Raw genomic sequence first — 23,070 nt, forward strand, 5'->3', positions numbered from 1 at the left:
AAGTTGAGCGATATGGCAAAAAATCTTATTTTATGGTTGGTAATAGCGGTTGTTTTAATGTCGGTATTCCAAGGGTTCACTCCAAGCACCAATACTGAACAACAAGTTGATTACACTCGTTTCATTAAAGATGTTCGTCAAGGACAGATTCGTGACGCAAATGTTGATCGTAATGGTGTTATCAAAGGCACAAAACGTAGTGGTGAAGCCTTTGTTACTGTTATTCCTGGTGGTTTCGATCGTGATTTAATTAACGACTTAGTTAAACAAGGCGTTAATGCTTCTGGTGAACTACCAGAAGAAACTAGCTTTCTAACTACTATTTTTATCTCTTGGTTCCCAATGATTTTGCTGATAGGTGTGTGGATATTCTTCATGCGTCAGATGCAAGGCGGTGGCGGAAAAGGGGCGATGTCTTTTGGTAAATCTAAAGCGAAACTTTTAAGTGAAGATCAGATAAAAACAACTTTTGCCGATGTCGCTGGTTGCGATGAAGCAAAAGAAGAAGTATCTGAGCTTGTTGATTATTTAAAAGAGCCGACTAAATTCCAGAAGCTTGGTGGCCGTATTCCTTCAGGTGTCTTATTAGTAGGACAGCCGGGTACTGGTAAAACCTTACTGGCAAAAGCTATTGCTGGTGAAGCTAAAGTACCATTTTTCACTATCTCAGGTTCTGACTTTGTTGAAATGTTTGTTGGTGTTGGCGCATCTCGTGTGCGTGACATGTTTGAGCAAGCTAAAAAATCAGCCCCTTGTATCATCTTCATCGATGAAATCGATGCGGTAGGTCGCCAACGTGGCGCAGGTATGGGTGGCGGACACGACGAACGTGAACAAACACTTAACCAAATGTTGGTTGAAATGGATGGTTTTGAAGGTAATGAAGGCGTTATTGTTATTGCCGCAACTAACCGTCCCGACGTTTTAGATCCAGCACTACTTCGTCCTGGTCGTTTTGACCGCCAAGTAACGGTTGGTCTACCTGATATTCGTGGTCGCGAACAAATTCTTAAAGTGCATATGCGCAAAGTACCATTGGGTGACGATGTTAAAGCATCAGTTATTGCACGTGGTACACCGGGTATGTCAGGTGCAGATTTAGCTAACTTAGTTAATGAAGCCGCATTATTCGCTGCACGTTCGGCTCGCCGCACTGTATCGATGGATGAATTTGAAAAAGCGAAAGACAAAATATTAATGGGTGCTGAACGTCGTTCGATGGTTATGAGCGAAGAAGAAAAAGCCATGACAGCTTATCATGAAGCAGGGCACGCGATTGTTGGTCGTTTAGTGCCAGATCATGACCCCGTTTACAAGGTGAGTATTATTCCTCGTGGCCGCGCTTTAGGTGTCACTATGTATTTACCAGAACAAGACAGGTTTAGTCATAGTAAACAGCATCTAGAAAGTAATATTTCGTCACTTTACGGTGGTCGTATTGCTGAAGAAATGATTTACGGTTTTGAAAAAGTTTCTACCGGTGCATCTAACGATATTGAACGTGCTACTCAACTTGCTCGTAAAATGGTTACTCAGTGGGGTTTCTCACAAAAATTGGGTCCAATGTTATTTGCTGAAGAAGAAGGTGAAGTGTTTTTAGGTCGTTCATCATCTAAATCGTTGAACATGTCTGACGAAACTGCACAAGCGATTGATATTGAAATCAAAGCCTTTGTTGACCGTAACTATCAACGTGCAGAAAAAATATTGAACGAGAACCGTGATATTTTAGAGACAATGAAAGATGCGTTAATGCATTATGAAACTATTGATGCTAGGCAAATCGATGACTTGATGGAACGCAGAGAAGTTCGTCCACCAATGGCTGAGTGGGATAATCACTCTGACTCAAAGAAGCCACCTAAAGCTGATAACGACGCTTCTTCTGATACTAAAGAAGATAAAGCTGAGAAAAAAGAAGTAGCACCAGATCTAGATAAACCTAGTGACGTTCCTGCTGAGTAATAACCTTTAAATATAGCCTCGATTAACGAGGCTTTATTTTATAAAAACTAATTTGCTTTAGTAACAGTAAGTTGATTTTTATAAAATAAATTTCTACACAGAATAATCACAAAGAGCATTAGTTTTGTTGAAAAATCTACCTTGCGGTACACATTTCCTTAATCTTGAAACCCCGCAGGTGATGGGGATTTTAAATGTAACCCCTGACTCATTTTCTGATGGCGGACAATTCGCTCGTATTGACTCTGCATTAAGACAAGCTGAACAGATGATAGCCGATGGCGCCACCATTATTGATATCGGGGGCGAATCAACGCGCCCAGGCGCTAAAGAAGTTTCTGTTAACGATGAGTTAGCGCGTGTTATTCCGGTATTAAAAGCCATTAATTCGCGTTTTAATATCATTGTCTCTATTGATACCAGCAAAGCCACGGTAATGTCTGAGGGCATCACTTATGGGGCAGGTATCATCAATGATGTTCGAGCTCTGCAAAATGAAGGTTGTTTACCGGTATTAGCACAAGATCAAAGTGTTGGTATTTGTTTAATGCATATGCAAGGTTTACCTCGAACTATGCAGTATGATCCGCACTACGACAATTTAATTGACGACATTACCACTTTCTTTCAGCAAAGAATTTTAGCCTGTACACAAGCAGGTATTAACACTTCTCGACTTATTGTCGACCCTGGCTTTGGCTTTGGTAAATCGTTAGAACAAAATTATAGTTTGTTGGCGAATATGGCTAAATTTCAATGCCTAGATTTGCCGATATTGGCAGGTTTGTCGAGAAAGTCGATGATCGGTAATCTTCTTGACCGTGAGATTAATGAACGCTTAGCGGGTAGTTTAGCAACCGCCATTATAGCCGCTCAGCAAGGGGCAAGAATTATTCGTGTTCACGATGTAAAAGAAACAGTCGATGCCTTAAAAGTTTTACAAGCTACCAAGATAAATAGATAACTCATCATTAAATATACTAAAAAAGTAAATATAAAGGACAAATAAAATGTCAGAAAGAAGATATTTTGGAACCGATGGCATAAGAGGCCTAGTAGGACAATACCCAATCACCGCTGAATTTGTGATGAAATTAGGTTATGCCGCTGGCCGCGTGCTGGCCGCCCAGGGCACGAAAAAAGTACTTATCGGTAAAGACACTCGAATTTCAGGCTACATGCTTGAGTCAGCCCTAGAAGCTGGTTTTTCTGCTGCGGGTATAGATATTGGCTTATTGGGGCCAATGCCGACGCCAGGGATTGCTTATCTCACTAAAACTTTTCGCGCTGAAGCGGGTATCGTTATTAGTGCATCACATAATCCATTTTATGACAACGGCATTAAGTTTTTCTCACAAAATGGTGAGAAGTTACCCGATGATGTCGAACTGGCTATTGAAGCTCAATTAGATAAAGAAATGGGCTGTGTTGAATCGGCTAAATTAGGTAAAGCGACCCGAATTGAAGACGCGGCGGGACGTTATATTGAGTTTTGTAAAAGTAATTTTCCTAGTCAATATTCCTTAAAAAACTTTAAAATTGTTGTCGATTGCGCGCACGGTGCAACTTATCACATTGCACCTAACGTCTTTCGTGAATTAGGTGCACAAGTTATTGAAATTGGCACGTCGCCCAATGGTACCAATATTAATGACCAATGTGGTGCAACCTCAATGGATGCTATCAGTAAAGCTGTTGTTGAACATCAGGCTGATTTAGGTATAGCTCTAGATGGTGATGGCGACCGCTTGATGATGGTTGACCATACCGGTTATGTACTTGATGGTGATGAATGTGTCTACGTTATAGCCGCAAACGATTTACAAAGTGGCGTTATCAGTGGTGGTGTTGTTGGTACACTGATGAGTAATATGGGGCTTGAAATTGCACTTGCGGATATGGGTATACCTTTTGCTCGTAGCAAAGTAGGCGATCGTTATGTTACTGAAATGCTCAACAAAAAAGGTTGGCAGTTGGGCGCTGAAAATTCTGGCCATGTGATCAATTTAAAAAACACCTCTACTGGTGATGGTATTATTGCTGCGTTAAATGTATTAACCGCTGTTTGTAGTGGTGATAAAACCTTGCACGAACTCCGCCAAGGTATGACTAAATTACCGCAGGTGCTAGTTAATGTTAGGTTTACTGGTGACAATGACCCGTTAACGGCGCAGAATGTCGTCGCTGCTGTGCACACAGTTAATGAACAACTATCAGGACGTGGTCGCGTTTTATTACGTAAATCAGGTACCGAGCCTTTAATACGCGTTATGGTTGAAGGACCAGAATTAACAGAAGTTACCGAGCTAGCAAATGTAATTGCTGATGCTGTTAAAGCCGCTTGTTAACAAAAATAGACGTCAGACGGTTGAATAATAAGCAAATGAACAAGATATTAAGTTAAACACTTGTATCTTGTTCGCAGGTTAGTTAATATCTCGCCGCTTTAATTAGGAAAGATAAATGAAAAGACAAGCAATAGTTGCTGCAAACTGGAAAATGAATGGAAGTTTGTCGCTGATAAAAGAAATGATTTCAGCATTAAATAGTGTCAAGCTAGCTGAAAATGTCGACGTTGTCGTTTGCCCGCCTGCTCCTTTTCTATCAGCATTTGCAGTTTGTGCCCAAAGTGAAAGTTTACAAGCAAACATCCATTTGGGTGCTCAAAATGTAAGTGAGCATAAAAGTGGAGCATACACTGGTGAAATATCAACAGATATGCTCAATGAAGTTTCGGTAAATTATGTTATTGTAGGGCATTCTGAACGTAGAAGCGTTTACAAAGAAACAAGCACACAAGTTGCTCATAAAGTTAAAGCAACATTGAATGCCGGTTTAACACCTATATTATGTATTGGTGAAAGTGAAGATGAACGAACTGCTGAACAAACTGAGACAGTACTCGCTTCACAATTACAGCCAGTAATTGATGAGATAGGTATAGATAAATTTATTGATGTTGTTATTGCCTACGAGCCTGTTTGGGCTATTGGTACCGGTAAAACAGCATCACCTGAAATGGCACAAGCAACACACTTATTTATTCGTCAATTTTTAGCTAATGCTAATCAAATTGTCGCGGATAAAGTGCCATTATTATACGGTGGCAGCGTAAATGCTGCGAACTGTGAAGAATTATTTGCACAAACTGATATTGACGGTGGTCTTATCGGTGGTGCTAGTTTAAAAGTCGACGAATTCAAAATAATTTGCTCGTCAGCCAAAGGATCTTAAAATGTTGTATCAAACGTTAATTATCGCTTATTTAATTGTTTCAATTTGTTTAATTGGTTTAGTTCTAATCCAACAAGGTAAAGGCGCAGATATGGGCGCATCTTTTGGCGCTGGCTCTTCAGCAACAATATTTGGTTCAAGTGGCTCAGGTAACTTTTTAACGAAAGCGACTACATGGTTAGCTATTGCGTTCTTCGTTATCAGCTTAGTGTTAGGTAACTTAACAGCAAACAGAATTAAATCTACCGATGAGTGGAACAACTTAAACACTCCTGTAGAGCAAACTATACCAGGCGATGCATCAATCCCTAGTGAGAGTATAGAGCCAGGTCAGTCATCAGAGAATAGCGATATTCCTGCTGCGACTAAAAAAGCGAGTGATAACGACATTCCAAAGTAAAGTTTTAAAAATGCAGATGTGGCGGAATTGGTAGACGCGCCACCTTGAGGGGGTGGTGACTTAGGTCGTGAGAGTTCGAGTCTCTCCATCTGCACCAATACTATAAATAAGGCTTACAGCGATGTAGGCCTTTTTTAATTTTTTATAATTAATTTAATTCGTCCCACCTCCGTCCCATAATACAGTGTTCAAAATTCGTGCAATTTAAGCATCAAAATACCGCACTTAAGCGGTTTACCCCATGAGATTATCATTTAGATATTTAATTCTGCAGCTTGTGTTCTTACCCACTCAATATGATCCTTAAGGTATATTTTTGTGGACTCGGCATCTGTGTGAGCAGCTCGCTCTTGAGGGTCATATTAAACATACATTTATTTTTTGTGTGTTATTTACTGATACCGATTAAATCATCACTACGCTTAGTTAAGTGATGATTTGTAATCCTTTGTAAATTACTATCTGCGGGTGCAGTTATAGCTTGAGTCTCTGGAACACTGCCAATAATATGAGAGGGGCTTATTATTTTTTGTTTAATATTATATTTATCCTTATGACGTAAATTAGGTACTATAGCCTAGCTAAGCTAGGCTATAGGCATACCAAAACTTTAACTTTTAGCCTCCAACGGTCATAACTGCTTGGATATAATATGCTAATTTAGAGTTTACACTTTTTATCAATTTTAGTTTTATGGTATTTCTGTAATTAATAAAAAATTCTTTTCTCATTATTTGGAAGACGATATGAAAATATTATTGTTGTTTACTTTGCTTTTAGCGAGTCAGTTTTCTTTTGCTTCAAATGATTTATCATTCTGTTACCAATTAGAAGCAAGTCCACCTCATATATACAACAATAATTCGAACCCAGACACAGTGAGTGGCATTATTATAGACTTGCTTAAAGCAACGAGCTTAGAAGCAGGGATTAATATTAAATTATACCCAACACCCTGGAAGCGTTGTATATTTGATGTTCGAAATGGTTATGCAGATGGTGCTGTAGGAGCAATATGGCACAAAGAACGCGAAGAATGGGGACATTTCCCAAAGACTGAAGATGGAATTGTGGATAAAGAACTCAGTCTTTGGACAGTTAACTATCTTATATTTACTAATAGAGATAACCCGTTAACTTGGGATGGGCTGACAATCAGTGGTGTTACTACAGGTCTTTCTGCCCCGTTAGGGTACTTAGCATATGATAAGTTAAAAAAAGAAAAAATATTGTCTCCATATGGTTATGAGCCAAGTACAGGCTTTAAATTAGTCGCAAAAAATCGTTTAAATGGTTACATTATCAATGAATTGGTAGGAAATATTATTCTCAAAAAATTACAGTTAAACAATCTAGTTATACCTTTGAAAATCCCTTACATGGTTGAAGATTTACATCTAGTCTTATCAAAAAGTATTACTCATAAACAATCACAACTTATATGGCAGTCTCTGGCTAAAGTAAGAAAAAGGGATGAAGTTATGCTGAGATATAAATATGCAGTTGACTTGCAATCTGAACCAGTAAACTAAATAAACAAGCCTTGAGAACAACCACTATTTTGAAAGCGTTTTATTGATAGCGTGACTTTTATATGTTGCTATGCCATCAAAAGTGAATGTGCATAATTTTATTTAAAAAAAACTTAAAAATACAGTTTATATAAAAACCACTTCCAGTTAGGTGATTTTGCACAAATAGAAGTTTAATACAGTAAGCCTAAGTTGTATTGTATTCCCCGCGTTTTCTTTGTTGGTATAACTTTCACTACGGCAGGTTTAACAATTAGATTTGCTTTATTATCTAGTCATATAGATAAGCGTAGATAAGCGCACTGTTTACATACGTTATTTTACATTATTTATCTCTCGTTAATTAAAGTAGTTAACCTTTAAGCCATCACCCCATATAGCAATTATTAAATATAGGCGCATTATTTGGCAGACTGAAACCGTTGTGAAACTTTTTAATATTGATAATAACTAGATTTCATTGTCAGTTTTAGACTGTATTTTAGACACTTCAACGACCTTAGTTTCGTTAAGCTTTAACATCTTACTCACCCTCGAACGTAAGTCTTTTGCCCGATACGGTTTATACAATAGATTAACGTCATAAGTCGTTTTATACTGTAAATATTCATCTTCTTTGTGGTAGCCGCTGGTAAACAATATCGGTATGTTAGGGTAAAGTTCTTGCGTGCTATTTGCTAATTGATAGCCATTCATTATCGGCATTATTATGTCAGTAAACATCAAGTCTACTTGATGCGTTTCCAAAAATATAAGCGCTTCTCCAGCGCTGCTTACCGTCTCAATCTTATAGCCGTCGACTTCAAGAATACTTTTTGCTAGCACTCTTAATGCTTTTTCATCGTCAACAACCAAAATGATTTTTGGCTGAGCAGATAAATCTACCGCTGAAGGATTGTTAACAGACGTGCTGTTAATTACAGTTATGTCCTTTGGGAAATAGATCGTAAATTGAGGCCCAGTATTCATTCCAGACTTAAACCCTATGGCACCACCTCCTTGAAACACCAAATTATTAAGCTGAGTTAATCCCCATTTTTTGTTTTGTTCATCTTTAGTGGTAAAAAAAGGTTCAAATACTGTTTTTATCATCTTTTCACTCATACCCTTGAGGCTATCAGCAATACTTACGCTGATGTAATCACCTTGCTTTACGGACAAATGATTTGCTTGCTCACTGTTCAACGTTTCGTTAGCTGTGGTGATATTAAGTGAGCCACCATTGGGCATGGCATCTATTAAGTGAATACAAAAAAATAATAAAAGTTCTTCAAAGGCATGAACATTAATTTTTGTCGGTCCTAAGTTATCAGTCAGATTGACATTTAATTCGATATTAGCCGTCAATATTTTGCTGAGTATATTTCGAGTATCTTGGATGATTTGATTGATATCATATATTTCGTGTCCTAGCGGTTTATCTTGTGCTAAAGACAATAATTTACGGGTCAGCTTAGCCCATCGAAGTCCAGCGTGGTTAATTTCTAAGGCGTAGTCAATTATTTCTGTCGGGGCTCCTTCGTGCTCGACCAAAAGTTCACTGTATCCCAAAACAATACCGAGCATATTATTAAAGTCGTGAGCAATGGTACGAGTATACTCGTTTCGTACCGCTATCTTTTGTGATTGTTGTAATTGAACTGTTAGGTTTTTAATATCATCCAAATGAGTCCACGATCCAATAAATCTGCTTTGCCTCGGTGAAAGGGCAGGGATATCATTAATCCGGTGTTGCAGAGAAAAACGACTACTCTCATCACCCATAGTGTGCGCTTTATCTCTAACCGACAGCAGATGACTATTTTCCCAATCCCAAGTATTACTGGTCAGCGGCGGCTGCTTATCTATTTCAGTAAGATTGATTTTTACATTAGCTCGGTTCTTAGACCGTGGTAAGTAAATTTTAAAGATGGTGCCTAATCCTCGTTTAGAAGACACTGTGATGCTGCCGTTACACCTTTTGACAAAGCCAAATACCATGGATAGACCGAGACCAGTGCCTTTACTTTTATCTTTAGTCGTAAAAAATGGGTCAAAAATATTATTTATATCCTCTTTATAGATACCTTTCCCGGAATCACTTATCACTATTTCTACATACTCACCGGCTTCAAGCTCACTATTATTGCCGACCCTATTATCATTAAGGGTTTTATTACTCGCTTCAAAGAGTAATGTGCCTCCTGTTGGCATAGCATCACGTGCGTTGAGTGAAAGGTTAACGATAGCATCTTGGAATTCATTTTTATTCATATCCACTAGCCATATATCGTCGCTTATGTTTATTTCAAGAATGATGCTAGCAGTGACTGACTTTTGAATAAAATTTTTATATTCATTAAATATATCAATAATGTTAATTTGGCTATGGGTCGATCCAGTCTCCCTTGAAAAATTTAGAAGTCGACGCGTTATTTCAGCAGCATGAAGGGCCGCGACCAGCGTATCCTTGAGTTGTTTTTGAAAATGACTACCGGTCTCAACATTAAGTTCCATTAGATCAATATTACCAATAATGATAGCCAGCAAATTATTGAAGTCATGGGCAATACCACCAGATAACTCACCAATCGCTTCCAATTTTTGAGTTCGACGAAGTAATTCATCTGTTCGTTTAATCGATGTTATATCGGTGCTGATAGCGGTGTATTGAATTACTTTTCCACGGCTGTCAAAGTTTGGACCTAAAGTTGAAAACATCCAATATAGATCGCCATTTTTTGATTTATTACAGATTTCTCCTTGCCACAAATTACCACTGGCAATGGTTTGCCAAATTTCAGTAAAGAATTCGGCAGGGTGATGGCTAGAGTTTGTTATTTTGTGGTTTTTACCGATTAATTCTGCATTTGAGTATCCATAAATCTCTGAGAACTTATCATTTGCATAGGTGATTAAACCTGAAGTGTCTGTTGTACAGACTATTGCGTGAGAGTCTAAAATATATTGTTGTTCTTCGAGTCTTTTAAAGGTTTGGTGTACATTTTCTTGCATTCGATTGATGGCAATGACCAGCGTACTTATTGCGCCTTTTCCTGTTGATTCTACGCGTTTACCTATCGAAGAATGCCCCTTAGAAATGGCATCTGCCTGCACGGCTAAATGAGCGAGTTCTTGTCGGGCTAAAACAGTGAGCTTATTATTAAAGAAGACCACTGCGCGATAAGTTAAAAGCCCGGATAATAGTGCAATAACACTTCCAATAATAAACAAGATTCTTTTGACTGGCGCTGTGATGTAATGCAATGGTGTTATAGTAATAAGCCGCCAATCTAAAGTCTTATTCTCTCCAAATTTGGCCATGTCAGCATAACCAAGCATAACCTTATCACCAGAGTGGTTAGTATAATTAACATTACCTATTTCATCGCGCAATAATAGATTATTCAACCATTGTGGCTTTACTTGTAAACCAGCCAAACTATCTTGAAACTTTACCGCTGGATCACTTGATAGAATTATTTTGGCATCGTTATCGACAATATAGGCATGCTTATTACTTATATTCCCTTGAGAGAAAAGCGCAATAACATTGGTAATATGTTCAAAGTTTACTTGTATCGCCAACAGACCTATTAACGGTAGGCTTTCTTTACGGGTGATCGGGATGATAAAAAGTACGCTAACACCGCTGTCTCCTGTCATCACTTTTGATATATATACTTGTCCTTGTCTTGCTTTGCTTGCTGACACAAATAATGATTTTTGTATCGGGTATTTCGCCCAAATCAATGTACCTTTGTTATTTTTGATGCCTGAACTAGTGATGATTATTCCGGTTTTATCTATAACGTCTATATTATTAATCCATTGGCTTTGACGCATAACTCTAATGATATATTCATTACTAGCAGTAAGGTCTTGGCTTTCAAATATATCCGCTTGCGAAATTACCTTAGCGTCAGAAATACGCTCACTAATAAAATTATTAATATTATTGGTGAGGAGCGCTGACTTAACATTGTTTTCATTTTTTATACTGTCAGTTAAGGATGCTGAAAACAGATTAAAACTGAACAAAAAGAATATGATCAGTGGGGTAACTACAAATGCAATGGCAATCAATACCATAATGTTTTCACTAAATATTATTTTTTTGATTTTTTCGTTCATTGTATTTAAGGCCTATATACTTTACTCAGGTTCGACATCACAATGCACTTAGGTTGCCAATATTAATATTTGTCGAAATATTTTAATTATGAGGGTAGTGCTCTGCTAAAATTCTTTTCAGATCTTCAAGCTTTACGGGTTTTTTTATAAAACTATTCATACCCGCCTGGTAACAGAGAACATCATCACCAACCATTTCAGTTCCAGTAATAGCTATAATTTTAATAGCTTTACTGTTACTCGATGCCTCTAGTTGACGGATAGATTGTGCCATTTGATAGCCATCCACTTTTGGCATGTAGCAGTCAGTTAAAATAAGTTTATATTGGTTCTCTTGCCATTTTTTTAAACCATTGTGACCATTATTGGCATGGTCACAACTGTAACCCAAACTATTTAACTGTTTTATAATGAGTTTTTGATTAGCTAAGTTATCTTCGACAACAAGTATACTGGCTTTTTCGCTTAAGGTTGACCTAGGTACTTGCCCAATAGGCATAAACCATTTTTTCAGGTGACTACTCTTAATACTCTTGCTGTTATCAATACTTACTGAGCTGGGCTGACTATTAAACTCCTTCAGCTCGCTAATAAATAATAATACTTCTGCCGTGATGACTTTATTTAACCTAATCAGGCGTTGAATTAATACTAGCTGGTCTTTAATTTCCATTTTTTCATTATGTTCAAGTTGCTGGCAATATGTCGCAGCCTTATTTTCACCTAACATTTTAAAACTTATTTTTACTTTATGAGAGGTTGATTTTACTGACTGTTGTAAAGATGATGTCACTGCCTTTTGAATATCATCAATATCTTTGTCTATTTCTTGAACAAAACACTCCAGTACATCTATAATTACTTGGGTGTTTCTTGGGTATAAGCTCCTGATTATATTTGTATTTATGTAACTGTATTCAGGCATTGTCGTCTACTTCCTTTAGCTTTATTTGTAGCCATACTTTTTCCTTTAAAGGGCTATAGTTTGCTTTGTTACGCTGATCTGAACTCCAAAAATTGATGATGGTTTTATCGCAACTTTTTGCTAGTTCACAAATTTGTTTCCTATTCCTAGTTGTGGGCCAAGCATGGGACAATATTGTTAAAATTTTGAAAGATACCACGCCTAAATAAGGAGACAGCCTTAATGTAAATTCATAGCACTTTATCGCATTTTGCCAATCCTGTTGTTTTTCAAAGGCTAGGCCATCCTCAAAGGATTTTTGTACTTTGATATTACGTTTTTTAATTTTTTTCTGAAAATTACTTGCCATAACAATCTGACTTTGCAGAACCAGTTTGTTCTGCGTGTCAGCGCAAAGAGTTTTGCATCGCTCGATTGCCTCATTTGACTCTTTAGAAAGATCTAGTTCAGCAAATAATTCAGCTTTAAAAAACGAGCTATAAAAGTCATCGTCATGAGGTTTCGATAATGTACCTTTTAATAACGCTAGCGCTTGTGCTATATCACCCTCGAGTAACAAAAGTTTCACCATAATTAACTCAACGTGAATGTTTTCATTTGCTTCTTTTTCTAATAAAAGGAAAGTTTTTAATATTTCTTTTATATTACTTATTAATTGTCTGTTTTCTGCACTGTTCTTTTCGCTATAAGAGGCAATAATCCCCATAACTCTTGCTGGGTTTAAGATAGTGCTATGATTCTCTCGGTACATACCTTTTGATAGCTCAGCATAATTAAGGTAATAATTTAATGAGCTTTTATAGTCATTAACTGCGAAGCATAGATTGGCAATAATTAATACGCGGTCAGGATTAGTTGGTGATAAATCAGCAGCAAATTTGAAATATTTAATCGCTTTTGGGATATTATTTTGAGTTAAACTTGACTGCCCTAAATAATGAAGCACATCAACATTTTTATTGTTTGTCTTAAGCAACTTTTCAAAAATGTCGCTTGCTGCCTTATACTCGCCAATAGCGTTAAGACTATTGGCAAGACCAACTTTACACCAAGTTGAATTATCGGTGCGTAAAAGTTCTCTATACAGTTTTTCTGCTTCTTTTCCTCTATTAAGGTGAAGTAAAAATTCGCCTTTAAATTTATTAAGTTTATTTTTAAATTTAGGCTGTTGTGGTAATAACCGTTCACATTCTATTAAAGCTTTTTCTATATCATTTTTATTCAACAATTGATAAACAGTCTGTAAGGCACTCCTTCTCTCTATCGCAATGGTTACTTTTTCTTTTAATAAATTAAAAGTGAATGGCTTAAGTAAATATTCATCAGGGTAAAGCTCTGCAATGCCTCTAACAACATTTATATTAGATTCGCCGGTCAACATAACTAAACTAGTTGTTGGTGGAAATTTTTTTAAATGTTTAATTTCATCTATAAACTGTCGGCCGTTGAGACCTTCGCCAAAATTATAATCACAAAGTACAATGTCGTATATGTGTCGCCTACACAGGTATTTAGCTTTAGATATTGTCGCTGTGTGAGTTATGTTGGACTCGATAAACCCCATTTCTTTTAATGAACCGCGGACACTAATAAGGACCATGTTCGAATCATCAATGATAAGTGCCGTTATATCGTTAAAACGTGTAATAGCCATAAGATCCTTCTTTATTATATGTTGATATACATTTTGCACAGAGCGTATATCAGCATAAAAATTATTAACCGCAATAATCGCGGGAACTTATTGTCAAAAACCACTTTGGATACTTAATAAAATTCAATTTTACCAAGCACTTAAAGTACTAAGCTTATATGTTTTTTTTATTACCTTTTACATATTCACCCTAGTATATGTATGGATCATTTATCCTAATAAAACGGTATTATTAAGGCGATGGACCTAAGAATAGCCGTCATAAATAATTACATTAAGGTTATTATTACCATTGATTTTTATATGATATTCAACAATATCTACTGCCTATTCTTGTAAATCTATTAACCAATACAACGCATAACTATCATAAAGCCCGATAGATTTTTCTTTAAATTATTTAAGTGATTTATTCTAGCGCTAATGGTAACATGCAAATCGCAAAAAACGTTAAAAACATTTAATTCGCTTTTTTGGGGAAGGTGACATATTAAATAAGTTATACAGTTGATTTTAAAGGCGCTGTTGTTTTCTCAACTTATTAGCGGGTAACTGATACTTGTGTTGGCGATAAATGATTTAATATTAGCGGTTACTTTTCTTTATATACTTTTATATCTGAGGCTTTCGTAACGCAACAACTCACTTAAACAGCGGTCTCTAAAAAGAAATGCGTTTTATAAAATAGTGAATAATAATCTAGCTTTAATTAACAAATATGGAATTTAAATGCCGTTGATAAAAACAGTCAAGAGCTATCTAACACCTAAAGAGGTTGCTGAATTACTTATGGTTTCTACTGCAACCGTTCGTTTATGGGCAGAAAACGGTAACTTAAAAGCAAAAGTTACCGTTGGGGGGCATCGTCGCTTTAAACTTGATGATATAAAAGAGTTTGCCACCACAAAAAATATTCGACTTAACACAACAATGAGTGAAATCCCTAAAATTCTGATTGTTGATGATGATATTCATTTTGCTGAATTTCTAAAAACATTTCTTAAACTAGAGATAAAAAACGTTGACATTGAAATAAGTTTAGATGGTTTTGATGCAGCAAATAAGATACACGACTTTACACCAAGCATACTGTTGCTAGACCTTAAAATGCCTGGTCTTAATGGCTTTCAAGTATGCGAACGCGTAAAAGGTAATCCCTTGCAAAATCATATTCGTGTGATTGGTATTTCTGGAGATGTTAGCCAAAGTGATATTGACAAACTAAAAAGTCTTGGAGCAGAGGCTTGTTTTAAAAAGCCTCTAGATACTTCTGCTATACTAAAGCAACTGGCGTTAAATTAATCAAGTTTAATGGCTTATGCGAAGTCTCCGTTACGCGACTTTGCCAAGTCAGTAGACCCACTTAATAACAATGTTTATTAGATGTGTAAGAAAAAATAGGAATACCAGTGAAACAAAAATTAAATATACTTCTCTTTGTCAGTGTACTTAGTCTGGGTTTATTAGGCGGTATTTCATATCTACCTTTATTCGAATCTGGATTGAGTATTGATGACGGCTATATTCCAATGGCTCCAGCAACATCTATTTCATTTTTAGTTACTACTTTGATATTACTTGTTTGGGTTAAATATACCAAAAAATTTTATCGCAACAAAAAATATCTTGGGCTAATAATATTCGCTGTTGCTCTTTTTGGATTTTTAGAAGTTGTAAACTACTTGTTTGGCATTGAATATTCTTTTGAAAGTTATTTTTTTCCAGATTTTGGATACCTTGATAAAATACCTCTAGGGAGAATGTCACCGGTAACTGGCTTTTGTTTTTTGCTTAGCAGTGGTGCTTTACTCATCCTATTAAGTCAAAATAAAACGAGTAAGCGTAGTCACTTTGTTAATATTATTAAAAATATTTTTACTTCAACATTATGCTTTGTTTCATTCCTCTTTATTATCCCTTATTTTTATCAAGCTCCCTTACTTTATAATATAGAAAACATTATACCTATGGCTTTATCGACTAGTTTAAGTTTTTTATATCTCTCTGGCATACTTATAATAAACGATAATAGAAATCACTTAGTTGAACTTTTTACTCAGTCATCACCCTCGACAACCTTAATACGATTTATTACTCCATTTACAGTGTTAAGTGTATTTGTAACAGGGCTAATTCAACATTTTATGTTTACTGTTGGCTTTATTAATCATCCAACATTTATAACTGTTTCTATTTTGATATTACTTGCCATTACATGTGGTCTTATGACTATATTACTCACTAAAAAATTGATTGGTTTGCAAGAAAGGGTCAATATAAATCTACATCAATATAAATATATGGTGACCTCATCTTCAGACATGCAAGCATTACTTGATGCTGATTTCTTTTATTTAGCCGTCAATGAAGCTTATGTAGAAAAACTTCAGTTAACTATTGAGCAGGTTGTAGGCAAACATTTCAGTGACGTCTTAGGCAACGTTTATTTCGATACAGAGTTTATAGATTTCGCTGAACGAAGTTTAGCTGGCGAGGTTGTTGTTCAGGAAAAGTGGATAGCGTGTATTTCGGGACAGAGAACATTTATAGAGCTTAAAATAGCGCCCTATTACCAAGACGATGGCAATATTTATGGCATTACAATAAATGCGCGTGATAATACTCAATTAAAGCATCATCAAGATAACCTCGAAAAATCAAATCTTGTAATTGAAAATAGTCCTGTCGTTGCATTTCGCTGGCGAACTGACTTCTCAGTAGAGCACGTTTCAAGTAATGTAGAGTTTTTTGGTTATCAGGCAAGTGATTTACTGTCAGGAAAAATTAACTATCTAGATATAGTGCATCCTCAAGACATACCACGTTTGATAAAAGAGGTTAACTACTTTACTGAGAATGGCTTATTACAGTTTATAATTGATTATCGAATAGTCTCGCCCGCAGGCAGAGTGTTTTGGATCGATGCAAGATCAACCATTAAATTAGATGAATACGAAAATTTTTTATTTTATCAAGGCGTGATTATTGATATTACTGAAAGAAAACATGCCGAAATTAAATTAGAGCAATCAAACACTTTAATACATAATGTTATTAATGCAACACCCGATTTAATTTATGTTAAAAATATGGACCACCAATATATTTTAGCTAATAATGCTTTTGCCCAATCTTTAAAACACTCAGCAGGGTTTTTAATGGGAAAAACGGATCAACAGCTCGGTTTTACGGATACAAAAACAAAAAAAATTAAAATAAATGCTCAAAAGTTCTTTTATAGCAACATTAATTCCATTTCAAACTGCCGGTCTTTTTATGGTGATAAAAAAGTGATTGATGGCGCTAAATTCCCCTTAAGAAAAGACGACGGTGATACTATTGGCGTCATATATATCGGTCATGATGTAACTGAGCATATTAATAACCTTGCCAAAATATCAAAACAACAAAAAGAGTTAGCGCAAACTATTGATGCAATAAATGATGCTGTTATTGCTATTGATGACTTAGGATTGATACAAAATTGCAATAGAGCAACAGAGCGTATATTTGGTCATTCAGCAGAAGAGTTAATAGGAAGAAATGTAAGTTTACTTATGTCCGGAATTAACGGTTGGGGATATGATGGAGAAGTGATTGGAATAAATAAAAAAAAGCAAAATTTTCCTGTTCATCTAGCTATTGCTGCTCTACCGACTAATCGTCATGAGCGAAAACGTTTTGTTTGTGTTTGTCATGATTTATCAGAAAGTAAGCAGCATGAAAAACTCTTAAATCGAACACAAAAGATGGAAGCTCTTGGGCAATTAACAGGAGGCATTGCTCACGATTATAATAATATGCTGGGGGTTATTCTCGGCTATAGTGATATTTTAAAATCCCAACTAAAAGAACAACCACTACTCTTTAATTATGTTGATCAAATTAATCATGCAGGTAAGCGGGGTGCGAAACTGACCCGTAAATTGCTTTCATTTTCTCGTCAAACACCTGACTCCAGTCAAGAATCAGACATTAATGAACTTATTAGAAGGAATAAAGAACTCCTTTACAGAACCTTACTGTCTGTAGAGTTAAAATTTAACCTTAATGACGATATTAATAAGGTTCGTATCGATAAAAACTCTTTTGAAGATGTGTTATTAAATATAGCTATTAATGCCATGCACGCAATGCCAGAAGGTGGGGTATTAACGCTAACTACTTGTGAAGAGGAATTATCAAATGTACAAGCCACTAGTTTTAATATTGAACCAGGAAAATATGTAAAACTATTAATTGAAGATACCGGCATTGGCATGAGTAAAGCTATTCAAGATAAAATTTTTGAACCCTTTTATTCAACTAAAGGAGAGCAGGGCTCAGGCTTAGGTTTAGCACAAGTTTATGGTTTTATGAAGTCATCTATGGGAGCTATTAATGTTGATTCAGAGCTAGGGAAAGGGACTACTTTTTCACTTTATTTTCCTATACTTAAAGCTAGTGACAAAGCTAATGATAAAGCTAGTGATAAAGCCAGTGATAAAGCAGAAAAACTAAATGTACGAGGAAATGAAAGTATTCTCATTGTAGATGATGAACCTTCATTACGTAACTTAGCTAAAACAATATTAATGGCAAAAGGTTACCACGTTTTAACGGCTGAAAATGGCGAAGATGCGCTTATTATTTTAGCTGAGCACACAGTAGATTTGATGTTGTCAGACATTATTATGCCAAAGATGAACGGTTATCTTTTGGCAGAGCAAGCGCAGAAACTTTATCCAACATTGAAGATACTACTGGCGAGTGGGTTTCGCGGTGATCAAGTCGGTAACAAGATAAAGTTAGATGAAGCTATTATAGAAAAACCTTATAAAAATGATTTTTTACTTCATAAAGTTAGAAATTGTTTAGATAAAAAAGACGCCAAAGCCTCCGACAATAAGAATCAAACGACGAATCAATACAGTGAACAGTTGCGCATTGAAAAAGTAACAAAAAGTTCGCAAGTAAACCAAATAATGTGGACGAATGAGATGAGTATCGATAACGGCGGTATAATAGATATTGAACATAAGTCATTACTTATGCTGATTAACCGCTGTCAAGTTCTGTTAGGTACCGAAGATTACCAGCAATCACTGCAAGAAACTATCAATGAGTTAATGCACCATATCCAGGATCATTTCGTTAGAGAAGAACTATTGATGAAGCGTTGTAATTACCCTTATGCAAAAAATCATAATAATGTTCACGAAATGATCACCAAACAAATCAATCAAAAACTGAACACCTGTTCAGAAAAAGAAATTTTATTGTGGTTGAGTACAGAAATGAGCGAGTGGTTAATTGAACATATTATGATAATGGATAAACATTTATATAATTATTCTATGAAAACCAAACCATTAAAAAGTAATAGTTTGAAAAGTAATATTGAAGGTGATGATAATGCTCAATAGATTGATTATTATTGATGATGATACGTTAACGTGTAATTTACTTAAAACAATTGCGGAGCCTATTTTTGCACAGATAGAAGTATTTCAAAATCCGCGTGATTTTTTTAGACTATCCATAAATGCTAAAGATATTATTATATTAGATTTAATGATGCCACGAATAGATGGTATTGAGGTTATTCGTTACTTAGCTAAGCATAAGTCGCCATCAAACCTAATTTTAATCAGTGGTTATGACAGCGGTGTTCTGCACTCAGCTGAAACTTTAGCCGTAAGTTGTGGCTTAAAAGTTACAGAGACATTTACTAAACCTATTAACATTAATCTATTAGCGAGTTTATTGACTTCATTATCGAGTAACCTGCCGCGAATAGAGTTTTTAAGCAAAGATAATGATGAACCTCATCAAGAGAAATTTGAGTTTACTCCAACAGCAACCGACTTAAGTTATGCTATTCACCATAAACAATTAGTTTTGTACTACCAACCACAAGTTAATATGAAAACAGGAGCGACCCATGGCGCTGAGGTTTTAGTCCGATGGTTGCATCCCAAATTTGGCCTTGTATATCCTGATAAATTTATTACTCTTGCCGAGCAAACAGGCCTAATAGGAGCGCTTACAGAAGAAGTGATTAACTTAGCAATAAAACAAAACGTACAATGGCAAAAAGTGAATAAATCAATTCGCTTGTCCATTAATATATCTGTACAAAATACAACCAGTTTGAAGTTTCCTGAGCAGTTAAGTAAGCTTGTTAATAAATATCAGCTTAATCCATCACTTATTGTTTTAGAACTTACCGAAAGTGTATTAATGCATAGCATAATTACTTCTTTAGATACTTTGACACGTCTTAGATTGAAGGGATTTCAATTATCTATTGATGACTTTGGTACGGGATATTCGTCGTTATCGCAATTACATAAAATACCTTTTACCGAATTAAAAATAGATAAGTCTTTTATTGCTAAAATGGGTCAAGAAAATGAAAGTAAGGCGATTGTTGAAACCTGCATTATGTTAGCCCATAAGCTTAATATGGAGGCGGTTGCGGAGGGAATTGAAGATAAAGCAACATGGGATTTATTACTAGCAGCTGGTTGTAATATAGCTCAAGGGTATTACATTGCCAAACCTATGCCAGCTAATGAGTTTGATCAATGGCAATTTAAGCAGCACATTTTACTAGGGGATTAGCACCTTAAAATTTAGGAATGTTAACTGTCAATGTTATTTAATGGCAGTAGTGAATGTTAATAACCAGCAGTTCTAATGCAATTGGGTGGCATAACTTATGTAATTATCCATGCTCATCGTTGGGAAATCGAATTAGGGTATCGAGAAATGAAGCAGTATAAGCTTGAAAGTCGCTTTACGCTTAGAAGCAATTTACCAGAGCTTATCCATCAGGAATTATGGGGGTATTACTGGCTTACAATCTTATACGATACAAATTGATATTAATGGGCAAGTCTCTGAAAAGCGTATTTCCGAACCAATTGAGCTTCAGGGATGCGTCTTCGAATATTATACATACACTGACAATGATGCCAATTTACGCACCAGGCAATGTCCCTAGAATAGTCTTAGATATTGAACGTAATGCCGCACAATATAAACTTGAAGGGAAGCGAGAACGAAGCTATCCACGATGTTTAAAGTTTCGAAAAATAGGTATCCGGTGGCTAAAGGTAAATATGCCGTTCATCTTAAGTGAACGGCATTATCTTAGTGGGGCGTTATATGCCCGTAATAGCAAAGTCGATCGCTGCAATAATCTCATCTCTTAATGACTGAACTGATCCTACAGGGTCTTTGTGTAGTGGCATAGTTAATTTGGCCACTACAGACCATGGACCCAAAGCATTGGGTAATGTTTCATCTCTATAATATCTTGCTCGAGATTTGATGCGTACGCTGGAGAAAGTTCACTCATTTCATAACCTATTGGTATCGACTTTTTCGAGGGTGCATGATGGGTAATAACAACTGATTTTGAATGCGCTTTTTCAATTAACTCCGTTTTAATAAACTGCAAACTTTGGATGTGCATTCGTGTTGTATCAGGAGGTGTTAATTTTCGATATTTTCCTCCCTGATTATATCTAATGGATTTATAATCGCTCATATCAAATTGTGCCGCTAACTGGCTATTGTATTGCGTGTCATATAGCTTGAAATCAGTCCACAGCGTTGCACCCACAAATAAAACATCGTCAATAATTATAGAGTTATCCATCAGTAAATGAATGTTTAGTTCATTGGCTTTCTCTTTTAATTGTTTATTCAGTTTTTGATAGTTATTTCTATAATACTCATGATTCCCTGGCACATAAATAATCGGTTGCTTAAAATGCGCACGAGCCCAAATTAAGCCTTTTGTACCGATATGAATATCACCCGCTAAAATAACAACGTCTGCATGAGAAGCTTGTAGTGGGGGTGCCCAGGTTTCAAATTCACAATGTAAGTCAGAATAAATAGCCAGCTTCATTTTGGGTATAGCTCTTTATGTTTGGCTAAACGATTTAACCAAAGCTGTTTAGTGAAACCAGTGGATTGATGAAGCTTATCAATAAGCATGTCGCTAATATCAAACTCATCATTTTTGAATTGACAAAATTCATCAGAAGTTAAATCGAGCATCTCTTGTGCACGTATATCTGATATTTGATGGGTTCTTTGCCATTTCACAAACTAATTAGCAAAGCTATACCTAAAAGTTTTCATGCTATCGTCGGTTGTTTTTAAGGTATAAAAATATGCACTACGCCCTTGGTCAATACGAAATGGCTTCGCATTTTTATCAAGGAATAACTCTCCCTCATCAATCATCGCTAAGGCACAAACGTTAATCTCAGCCAAATAGGATTCAATAGGGGCGCAATTGATGTTGTTCATCCCACCGTTTACAGCTATGTATAGCTGACTTTCATCTTGAGTATCCACACCCACATGTAACCAACTCGGGCTATTAGGTTGCTTTATTCGCTTTATAAAACTTTCTTGGGTTAACATAAAATTGATGACCATTTATCTAAGTTACTTAATCAAAATATCGATAAAATTTGTTCTCTTTATCGTTATTTTGATTAATTTATTTGTGTGAATATTGAAAAGTATTGGTGAACTATCTTGAATGAAAAAACAATAAAAGCAAATCATACCTCTTTGTAATAAAAGGAAAATCTTAGCATATTGCGGCACTTTCTTAGCATATGACATCACTTTCTTAGCATAACGCGGCACTTTTTAAATATATGATTAACTAACTCATTGAAATGTAATGAACAGTCAATTTAGTTGATAAATATTAAGATTATTTGGTTATTTATTTTTAGTTTTTTATATAAATAATGAATATATGGGGAGTGTTTCACAGATTCTGGTTGGTAATATCATTAAGTAGTGTTGGTTACATGTGACCGTAGCACTGGTGAATTTTTATAAAACCGTAAAAAGGCGCTAAAAATGTAATAACTATACATTACCGAGATGGTGTGGGTGTTTTATTTTGCGAGTGTTTTAGACAAATTGGTTGAATCCTAATGTACATCAAAAGTGTTAGTAGTGTGAGCATGTACACGTCCTATAAAATTTAAATGCTACTATAGTAGCTAATATGTTTGTTTAGTGTCGTTTATTGCTAGAATAACAGCAATATTTGATGTTTTGATTACAGCCCAAATGCGACATTCGATGCTCTTCAAAGACCCTGTAACAAAATCTGTGTAACTGCCTATCATTAATACCCATATAGGGTTTAGGATAGGCAGACTATGAATAAGAAAGAACTAGAAGTATTTGCTAAGCAAGCAGCCAAAGGTATTAAGTCCGA

The 23,070-nt window shown here is 35.8% G+C and carries 15 protein-coding genes, 1 tRNA gene and 1 pseudogene; 11 read left to right on the top strand and 6 right to left on the bottom strand.

Annotation, left to right across the window (positions count from 1 at the left end; genetic code table 11):
• Positions 1-3: 3 nt before the first annotated feature.
• The 7 genes from ftsH to ESZ26_RS10960 all read left to right on the top strand — a co-directional run bounded on the left by ftsH (position 4) and on the right by ESZ26_RS10960 (position 7,131).
• Complete coding sequence (ftsH, locus tag ESZ26_RS10925) at positions 4-1,965, top strand: ATP-dependent zinc metalloprotease FtsH (protein WP_146799655.1); 1,962 nt, start codon at positions 4-6, stop codon at positions 1,963-1,965.
• A gap of 181 nt (positions 1,966-2,146) precedes the next feature.
• On the top strand, positions 2,147-2,929 hold the full coding sequence (folP, locus tag ESZ26_RS10930) for a dihydropteroate synthase (RefSeq protein WP_146799678.1): 783 nt from the start codon (positions 2,147-2,149) through the stop codon (positions 2,927-2,929).
• A gap of 46 nt (positions 2,930-2,975) precedes the next feature.
• Positions 2,976-4,313: a phosphoglucosamine mutase gene (gene glmM, locus ESZ26_RS10935; protein WP_146799656.1), complete on the top strand. Its 1,338-nt coding sequence runs from the start codon at positions 2,976-2,978 to the stop codon at positions 4,311-4,313.
• A gap of 115 nt (positions 4,314-4,428) precedes the next feature.
• Positions 4,429-5,199, top strand: coding sequence for a triose-phosphate isomerase (tpiA, locus tag ESZ26_RS10940; protein WP_146799657.1), 771 nt, complete (start codon positions 4,429-4,431; stop codon positions 5,197-5,199).
• Between the two features lie 4 nt (positions 5,200-5,203).
• Positions 5,204-5,599 (top strand): preprotein translocase subunit SecG, encoded by a 396-nt coding sequence (secG, locus tag ESZ26_RS10945; RefSeq protein ID WP_190278400.1) that lies wholly within the window; start codon positions 5,204-5,206, stop codon positions 5,597-5,599.
• A gap of 12 nt (positions 5,600-5,611) precedes the next feature.
• Positions 5,612-5,696, top strand: a tRNA-Leu gene (locus ESZ26_RS10950).
• Positions 5,697-6,345: 649 nt separating this feature from the next.
• Entirely contained in the window at positions 6,346-7,131 is a 786-nt protein-coding gene (locus ESZ26_RS10960) for a type 2 periplasmic-binding domain-containing protein (RefSeq protein ID WP_146799659.1), read from the top strand.
• Between the two features lie 450 nt (positions 7,132-7,581).
• On the opposite strand, the gene ESZ26_RS10965 is transcribed toward ESZ26_RS10960, so the two are convergent.
• From ESZ26_RS10965 to ESZ26_RS10975, 3 genes are all read right to left on the bottom strand, one after another.
• Entirely contained in the window at positions 7,582-11,244 is a 3,663-nt protein-coding gene (locus ESZ26_RS10965) for an ATP-binding protein (RefSeq protein WP_146799660.1), read from the bottom strand.
• A gap of 82 nt (positions 11,245-11,326) precedes the next feature.
• Positions 11,327-12,169, bottom strand: a complete 843-nt coding sequence (locus ESZ26_RS10970) for a response regulator (RefSeq protein ID WP_146799661.1) — start codon at positions 12,167-12,169, stop codon at positions 11,327-11,329.
• Complete coding sequence (locus ESZ26_RS10975) at positions 12,162-13,823, bottom strand: response regulator (protein ID WP_146799662.1); 1,662 nt, start codon at positions 13,821-13,823, stop codon at positions 12,162-12,164. The genes ESZ26_RS10970 and ESZ26_RS10975 overlap by 8 nt, the downstream gene beginning before the upstream one ends.
• A gap of 729 nt (positions 13,824-14,552) precedes the next feature.
• On the opposite strand from ESZ26_RS10975, the gene ESZ26_RS10980 reads away from it, so the two are divergent.
• The 4 genes and pseudogenes from ESZ26_RS10980 to ESZ26_RS10995 all read left to right on the top strand — a co-directional run.
• The gene (locus tag ESZ26_RS10980) at positions 14,553-15,125 is read left to right on the top strand and encodes a response regulator (protein WP_146799663.1); all 573 of its coding nucleotides are present in this window, start codon (positions 14,553-14,555) and stop codon (positions 15,123-15,125) included.
• A 107-nt stretch (positions 15,126-15,232) separates the two neighbouring features.
• Positions 15,233-19,228, top strand: a complete 3,996-nt coding sequence (locus ESZ26_RS10985; protein ID WP_146799664.1) for a PAS domain S-box protein — start codon at positions 15,233-15,235, stop codon at positions 19,226-19,228.
• Positions 19,218-20,429, top strand: a complete 1,212-nt coding sequence (locus ESZ26_RS10990) for a GGDEF/EAL domain-containing response regulator (protein ID WP_170246362.1) — start codon at positions 19,218-19,220, stop codon at positions 20,427-20,429. The genes ESZ26_RS10985 and ESZ26_RS10990 overlap by 11 nt, the downstream gene beginning before the upstream one ends.
• Positions 20,430-20,528: 99 nt before the next feature.
• Positions 20,529-20,949, top strand: a pseudogene (locus tag ESZ26_RS10995) (IS4 family transposase); the annotation flags it as partial.
• Positions 20,950-21,075: 126 nt separating this feature from the next.
• Here ESZ26_RS10995 and ESZ26_RS11000 read toward each other — a convergent pair.
• Genes ESZ26_RS11000 through ESZ26_RS11010 form a run of 3 tightly spaced genes read right to left on the bottom strand, consistent with a single transcriptional unit; the run spans position 21,076 to position 22,265 of the window.
• Positions 21,076-21,726 carry a metallophosphoesterase gene (locus ESZ26_RS11000; RefSeq protein ID WP_170246363.1) on the bottom strand — a complete coding sequence of 217 codons (651 nt, stop codon included), beginning with the start codon at positions 21,724-21,726 and terminating at the stop codon, positions 21,076-21,078.
• Positions 21,723-21,926 (bottom strand): hypothetical protein, encoded by a 204-nt coding sequence (locus tag ESZ26_RS11005; RefSeq protein ID WP_146799667.1) that lies wholly within the window; start codon positions 21,924-21,926, stop codon positions 21,723-21,725. Before ESZ26_RS11005 ends, ESZ26_RS11000 begins: the two co-directional genes overlap by 4 nt.
• 3 nt (positions 21,927-21,929) lie before the next feature.
• Positions 21,930-22,265, bottom strand: a complete 336-nt coding sequence (locus ESZ26_RS11010) for a hypothetical protein (RefSeq protein WP_146799668.1) — start codon at positions 22,263-22,265, stop codon at positions 21,930-21,932.
• Positions 22,266-23,070: the final 805 nt, after the last annotated feature.

The sequence above is a fragment of the Colwellia hornerae genome, assembly GCF_007954355.1.
Lineage (GTDB): Bacteria > Pseudomonadota > Gammaproteobacteria > Enterobacterales > Alteromonadaceae > Colwellia_A > Colwellia_A hornerae.

Bases quoted from the DNA above. Each gene is read 5' to 3' on its own strand.
- folP (WP_146799678.1), top strand. From the start codon at position 2,147: ATGGGGATTTTAAATGTAACCCCTGACTCATTTTCTGATGGCGGACAA.
- glmM (WP_146799656.1), top strand. From the start codon at position 2,976: ATGTCAGAAAGAAGATATTTTGGAACCGATGGCATAAGAGGCCTAGTA.
- tpiA (WP_146799657.1), top strand. From the start codon at position 4,429: ATGAAAAGACAAGCAATAGTTGCTGCAAACTGGAAAATGAATGGAAGT.
- ESZ26_RS10960 (WP_146799659.1), top strand. From the start codon at position 6,346: ATGAAAATATTATTGTTGTTTACTTTGCTTTTAGCGAGTCAGTTTTCT.
- ESZ26_RS10965 (WP_146799660.1), bottom strand. From the start codon at position 11,244: ATGAACGAAAAAATCAAAAAAATAATATTTAGTGAAAACATTATGGTA.
- ESZ26_RS10970 (WP_146799661.1), bottom strand. From the start codon at position 12,169: ATGCCTGAATACAGTTACATAAATACAAATATAATCAGGAGCTTATAC.
- ESZ26_RS10975 (WP_146799662.1), bottom strand. From the start codon at position 13,823: ATGGCTATTACACGTTTTAACGATATAACGGCACTTATCATTGATGAT.
- ESZ26_RS10980 (WP_146799663.1), top strand. From the start codon at position 14,553: ATGCCGTTGATAAAAACAGTCAAGAGCTATCTAACACCTAAAGAGGTT.
- ESZ26_RS10990 (WP_170246362.1), top strand. From the start codon at position 19,218: ATGCTCAATAGATTGATTATTATTGATGATGATACGTTAACGTGTAAT.
- ESZ26_RS11000 (WP_170246363.1), bottom strand. From the start codon at position 21,726: ATGAAGCTGGCTATTTATTCTGACTTACATTGTGAATTTGAAACCTGG.
- ESZ26_RS11010 (WP_146799668.1), bottom strand. From the start codon at position 22,265: ATGGTCATCAATTTTATGTTAACCCAAGAAAGTTTTATAAAGCGAATA.